We start from the raw sequence: 6,092 nt of genomic DNA, 5'->3' as shown, positions 1-6,092 counted from the left end.
ATAGTTGATTGATTATCAATGTATTGCACAACTTGTCATTGGTAACGTAGCGCAGTGAAGATCCGGGATCTCCTCGCTATTGGCAGTGTCCCAGCTTCTGCCATGGATCAAGAGCATCCTGAATATTTTCTCCGTTGCTCTGCGAAAATTCCAGGATGACGTGGTGGTTTATGATTTCTGTTACTCCTCTGCTTTCTCTGTGGTTAATGATAGCGTAATGTCATTATCCACAAAATCAACGGAAGTTGTTGTTATCCTTGGGGATAAGCATTTTTTTGGGGCGAACGCAGACATTGGCGTTTTCTAAGAGACACTAATTAGTTATTTATCCTGCCAATTTACTAATTTGTAATTCGTTGTGCCCTCCACCATCTTAGGTGTTCGGTTCAACAGCACCTAAGAAAACATGGGGCGGACAGTGTCCGAAACCTTCATTCTCAGAAGCGATTTTTCGTTTCTGTGGACAGGTATTCGCTCCGAAGGACCACGTTTCTTAGCTGCGGACCATTGTAAGCAAGCAAAAAAACATCCTGCATGCCATGAACATAACGATTGAAAATATGATAAAAGATAATTGGTATGATGTTGCCAATATTTATAAACAGGGGATACTAACAAAAAATGCGACATTTGAAAAAGATTGTCCTGATTGGAACACTTGGGATAAGAATCATCGCCTTGATTGCAGATTTGTAGCAAAACAAAATGAAAAAATTGTTGGATGGGCTGCTCTTTCAAATGTTTCAGGTAGATGTGTATATGCAGGCGTTTCAGAGGTAAGTATTTATGTTGACACGAATTTTCAGGGACACGGAATTGGTCAAAAATTGATGGAGGAACTTATTAATGAATCTGAAAAAGTAAATATATGGACATTACAGGCAGGGATTTTCCCTGAGAATAAATCTAGTATTCGTTTACATGAGAAGAATGGATTTAGGGTGGTAGGGATAAGAGAAAAGATTGGGAAAATGGATAATAAATGGCGTGATGTTGTTTTATTAGAGCGGCGTAGTAAAAAGATAGGCAATGATTGTGATGAGTTCCAAATGCCTGTCGTTAAAAAATGACATGGTAATACATGAAGAATAGTGGATATATGTTATGGCGGCAAGAGTGCTCGACTCACCCTCCATGCCATCCCACACACAGATGCCCGCTGCACTATAGTACAGATACACATCACTTAATGGGTTAAAGTCGAGCCCCAATCCGGTGGGGTAAAAAGTATCGCTCCGGGGTAATCTGCCCCAGAGAAACAGCTCTTATAATTTTCGATTTTTTGTGCAAATAGCTGAACATCATTGGTTTGAATCTCAGGCATGCATCTTGTAATAGCCGATTTTTAAATCGTAGAGATGGATATTTGCAGCACGTGTATTTTCTTAAATAATTGCGCCTTAAGGCAAAGGGACTCTTATCCGATATGGGACTGTTCTGAATTTGCTATTGATACCTCAGAAACTTTCTCAATGCCTGCCTCAGATAACCACCTGCCCATCGAGATTACGTCCCGCCGCCAGGAGAGCAAAGGGCTTTGTCAAAACTGCGACCTGTTGGAAACCTGCTCCTGGTACCGCAGGGATGCGGTGATCTTTCATTGCGAACATTATCAATAAAAACTTATGACACATCATGATAGCCCGGGAGGTGAGTAGTTTGGAGCCTATCCAGAAGCAGGAGTACAAGATTAGTGTTTAAATAAATAAGCCCGGGAGAGAGGATATATTTCCTCTTTTCTTTTTACAGTATGAAGAAGGAAAAAAGCAACATAACAATAGATCTTGGAAATAACAATACCATTCTTACTCAGGGATTATCAAATATGCTGACAGCGCCATCAGTAATTGCCCTCGAATCAAAAACGCAGAGCTGTAGAGGCGTAGGCCGTGCTGCTCTTGATATGGAAGGTAAAGTAAATGGCAAACTGAAGATCGTAAGGCCTTTGAAAACTGGTGTGATTGCAGACCTGGATGCAGCAAGCAAGATGTTAAAGGAACTGATCAAAACCCTTTATCCGGAAAAATCCTTTTTAACCAGTTACAATGAAATCATTGCGGCTGTGCCTTATGGAACTACCGAGGTGGAGAGAAGGGCTTTACGGGTGGCAATCGGACAATTTAAAGCACGTAGAAACTGGCTTATCTATGAACCTCTTGCTGCGGCAATCGGAATGCAACTTGATGTCTCCGAACCGGAAGGAAAATTTATAATTGATATCGGAGGCGGCCTCACTGAAATAGCTTTGATCTCCTTGTCAGGAATAGTTTCATATACCGCCCTAAGAGTAGGGGGAGATTCATTTAATGCTGATATAAAACAATATATGGAAAGGCATCACTTAATAACCATCAGTGACAAAACAGCGGAAGATTTGAAATTAAACATGGGAACGGTGTCACTCTCTGTTGCTCCACCGCATGAAAGTTATATCATAGTAGGGAAAGATCATTTAACCGGCATTCCAAAACGTGTTGAAATTCATTACAGGGAGTTGGTTGCCGCTTTTAGCCAATCGGCTTCTAAGATTGTTGAGGCGGTAATCAGGACGCTGGAAATTTGCCCACCCGAATTATCAGGGGATATCTATTATCAGGGAGTATATCTTACGGGTGGCGGAGCCCTGCTCAGGGGTCTCAGGGAAATCCTGGAAAACAATATAAAGCTCGAAGTTCATTTGGATGAGGATCCTCTGTCTACTGTTTCAAGGGGTATGCGAATAGCTCTGGCATCGTCAAAAGCTTATAAAGGCATGTTTTTTAAGTAGTGTTTGTAAGAAAACTCTTACCGTCCATCGCGGGGAATCGAAGCGATCCCCTCTTAATGCACGTCAAAGAAGAGGGGATTGCCACACTTCGTTACTGCAATGACGATAAGTTGTGAGTTTTCTTACAAACACTAAGTAATAGGGAAAGTCTTAACGCCTGAACCTGTTTATAATATGAGGAGTAAATTGCCCTGCTGCAATCCGGAGGTTTTACACTTTTATCACTGCTCCTGGCGATTACCTATTTACCACCCTTTCACCGGGAAAAATAAACTAAATGTAGTGCCTTTGCCTAACTCCGAACGGACTTTGATATGTCCCCCTGTGATCTTGCATGATCTGTTTCGAAAGACTGAGCCCGATACCTGACCCTTGAACGCCACCGCTCCCAGAACTCACCCTGCAGGCTGACCCCTTCTTTAAATAACGAGCATGCTTACTTCAAATATATCTCTATATAAAGATAAATATTTATTGTTTATCAATAAATATTTATTACATTGCGACATGTTTTTTAAATTCTAACAATTATGTCAAAACGAAGCAACTTCATATTTAAAGGCTTACACATTGTTGCCTGGGTCATTTTAGTTGGCTTGTGTATTGAAGCCGGAGGGCTGATAGTTAATTTTATTTTCAGCATCTACAACCCTGATTTCGTGCAAAACTTGTATCAAAAACTTGATTTGAGTGAAATGTACAATCGTAGCAAAGGGGCCTTTTTTGGTATGTATAGCTTTATACTGATCATCGCCATGTTGAAAGCACACCTGTTCTACATAGTCATCAGGCTCATGCATAAAATTGATTTATCAAAGCCCTTCAATAATTATGTTTCACAACAGATAACAAAAATTAGCTACTATACTTTTTTCATAGGAATATTAAGTCATATAGCCCGGCAAACAGCTAAAAATCTGTTGCATCGTGGTTATGTAATTGATGATCTAGACCAGTTTTGGGCGGACAGTCAGGCCTTTATATTGATGGCGGCAGTAATCTATGTTATCGCAACTATTTTTGCTAAGGGAGTTGAGATCCAAAATGAAAATGATTTAACTGTATAAAGTATGCCAATCATTGTCAACTTAGATGTAATGATGGCAAAGCGTAAGATGTCGCTTAACGAGCTGTCAGAAAAAGTAGAACTAACGCTTTCGAACCTTTCCATATTAAAAACGGGAAAAGCGAAAGCCGTCCGGTTTAGCACTTTAGTAGCAATTTGTAAAGCCTTAGACTGTCAACCAGGAGATATTTTGGAATATGTTGAAGATAAAAAAATAACGAATCGCTAGCGTTGGCTACAGATAATGTTTGAGACTATTATTACTTGTCGGACTCAATCCCCGGATTGTCTCAATCGCACCTGCATTAGAGCGAATTTAATTAGTGTCTCTAAGAAAACGTCAATGTCTGCGTTACGCTTGTCCCAAAAATGCTCTCGTACCTCAGTACGCTCCGCTTTTGGAACTTCACAAGCCTTGACCTTAACTTTTTCTTAAAGCCACTTAGAGTTTTCTTACAGACACTAATTAGTAAAATTTGTAACTGATTAAAATAAATGAACTTATTAAGGCAACATACGAATTCCTTTTGTAGGAATAGGTAAACCAGAACCACTAAAATTTGATTTAGCAGGATATTGGTCTAGAAGAATTGACCTGGAACATCGACTAATTTATCAAGTAGTTGATAACGAGTTGAGAATTATTGCTTGTCGATATCATTACGAAAAATAAAAACGAAGCATAAGAATAGCTTTCCATGGTGAAGGATTTTTATGCTTTTGCTCACTACCTACTTATCGTCTTTCATCTGAAAAAATAAGCTAAAAGTAGTACCACCTCCCAGCTCCGAGCTTGCCTTAATATTTCCCCGGTGAAGGTGCATGATCTGTTTTGAAAGGCTGAGGCCGATGCCCGAGCCTTGCTTCTTAGTCGAGAAAAATGGCACGAATATTTGGTTTAATTCTTTCTGGGAAATGCCACAGCCATTATCTGAAACTTTGATCACGTACTTTTCAGCATACTTAATTGCTTTCAGAGACACTTCAGGCTTTGTCACCCCTTCCAGCGCATGAATACTGTTGGTGATCAGGTTGATCAACACCTGTTCGATGAGGTGGCTATCCATAGGGATCGTACTTACCCCATCTGTATCAGTGGTAAAACGAATATTGGCTTTTTCGAACTCCGTACTCATCAGTTGCTGGATGGCTTCGAAAAGTTCATTCACTGCGACCGGTGCGATTTTCGGCTTGGAGATCTTAGTGAGCTGGCGGTAGTCTTCAATAAACGCCAGCATACCGTCACTACGTCTATGTATAGTTTTGAGCGAAAACAACAGGTCCCCGATGACCTCATCATTCAATTCCCCGGCAGGCCTTTGTACACCATTTCTTTCAAGCATCGTCTGCATCGTTTCTGTCAGGGAAGAAATAGGAGTAGCGCTGTTCATGATCTCGTGGGTAAGTATTCGGATCAGCTTATGCCAGGCTTCAATCTCCGTTTGTTCGATCTCGCCTTTGATATCCTGAAAGGTGATCAGTTTCAGGTTTTTGTCAAACATGAGCATAGAATTGACATCCACGGAGAGTGTGCGAGTTTCTCCATTCACCTCGATATTGATCAGCTTCCGGCCGCTATTTCCTATAGATTCAATTTCCTTGACAAAAAAAGGCTGCTTTTGCAGGAGTATCTTCCAGTTTTTAACCCCTTCAGCATTTAGCAGATGCTCGGCAGGTTTGTTGATGAGTACTATGTTCTGCTCATTCTCAACCGAAAGTATGCCAATGTTAATGTTGCTAACCACCATTTTCAGGTGATGAAACTGCCTTTCATTTTCAATTTTAGCGTCTTTGTAGATCTTAATAATATCTGTAAAAGCATCGTTCAGCTCTTCGAAAGACTGTCCTATTTTTGATTTGCCAAAGTTGATGGAGAAGTCCTGGTGTCTGATAGCCAGCAAAAATTTGGTGAGCTCACGATTGGTGTGGTTGACGAACCTTAAAAGCTCGACTATTTGTAAGATCATCACTATTGTGAGTATGATCTGGTTAAAGAATAGCCGTTCATCACCAAAGATCAAAGCTAATGCAATCATCACTCCCAGGATCAGAAGTATGCGCACAGCTACTTTGAAGGTGAATTTTTTGTAAAACTTCATTGGAAAGTGAAGATACTTTAAATTTTTCAATCAACATGATCAGGCTTATTTGACTTCTTATTATTGTTTAATGATTCGTCCTGCCACTGGAGCCTCTCAGCCATGGTTTATGGCCAGAAAGCTTTACTAGTCCTTACAGGCTTAGTAAAGCAGGCTTCCA

The 6,092-nt window shown here is 40.4% G+C and carries 6 protein-coding genes; 5 read left to right on the top strand and 1 reads right to left on the bottom strand.

What is annotated here, in order from left to right:
• The first annotated feature begins 539 nt into the window (after positions 1-539).
• The 5 genes from C900_RS26605 to C900_RS29545 all read left to right on the top strand — a co-directional run bounded on the left by C900_RS26605 (position 540) and on the right by C900_RS29545 (position 4,506).
• Entirely contained in the window at positions 540-1,070 is a 531-nt protein-coding gene (locus C900_RS26605; protein ID WP_009583564.1) for a GNAT family N-acetyltransferase, read from the top strand.
• 680 nt (positions 1,071-1,750) lie between these two features.
• The gene (gene mreB, locus C900_RS26600) at positions 1,751-2,767 is read left to right on the top strand and encodes a rod shape-determining protein (protein WP_009583561.1); all 1,017 of its coding nucleotides are present in this window, start codon (positions 1,751-1,753) and stop codon (positions 2,765-2,767) included.
• 530 nt (positions 2,768-3,297) lie between these two features.
• The gene (locus tag C900_RS26595; RefSeq protein WP_009583560.1) at positions 3,298-3,834 is read left to right on the top strand and encodes a DUF2975 domain-containing protein; all 537 of its coding nucleotides are present in this window, start codon (positions 3,298-3,300) and stop codon (positions 3,832-3,834) included.
• A gap of 3 nt (positions 3,835-3,837) precedes the next feature.
• The gene (locus C900_RS26590) at positions 3,838-4,062 is read left to right on the top strand and encodes a helix-turn-helix domain-containing protein (RefSeq protein ID WP_009583559.1); all 225 of its coding nucleotides are present in this window, start codon (positions 3,838-3,840) and stop codon (positions 4,060-4,062) included.
• Positions 4,063-4,347: 285 nt separating this feature from the next.
• The gene (locus tag C900_RS29545; RefSeq protein ID WP_083867600.1) at positions 4,348-4,506 is read left to right on the top strand and encodes a Txe/YoeB family addiction module toxin; all 159 of its coding nucleotides are present in this window, start codon (positions 4,348-4,350) and stop codon (positions 4,504-4,506) included.
• A gap of 58 nt (positions 4,507-4,564) precedes the next feature.
• Here C900_RS29545 and C900_RS26585 read toward each other — a convergent pair whose 3' ends face one another.
• Positions 4,565-5,932 (bottom strand): sensor histidine kinase, encoded by a 1,368-nt coding sequence (locus tag C900_RS26585; protein WP_009583558.1) that lies wholly within the window; start codon positions 5,930-5,932, stop codon positions 4,565-4,567.
• Positions 5,933-6,092 lie beyond the last annotated feature (160 nt).

The organism is Fulvivirga imtechensis AK7 (assembly GCF_000331535.1).
Taxonomy (GTDB): domain Bacteria; phylum Bacteroidota; class Bacteroidia; order Cytophagales; family Cyclobacteriaceae; genus Fulvivirga; species Fulvivirga imtechensis.
The sequence above is the reverse complement of the archived record's forward strand: the minus strand, read 5'-3'. Positions and strand labels throughout refer to the sequence as shown.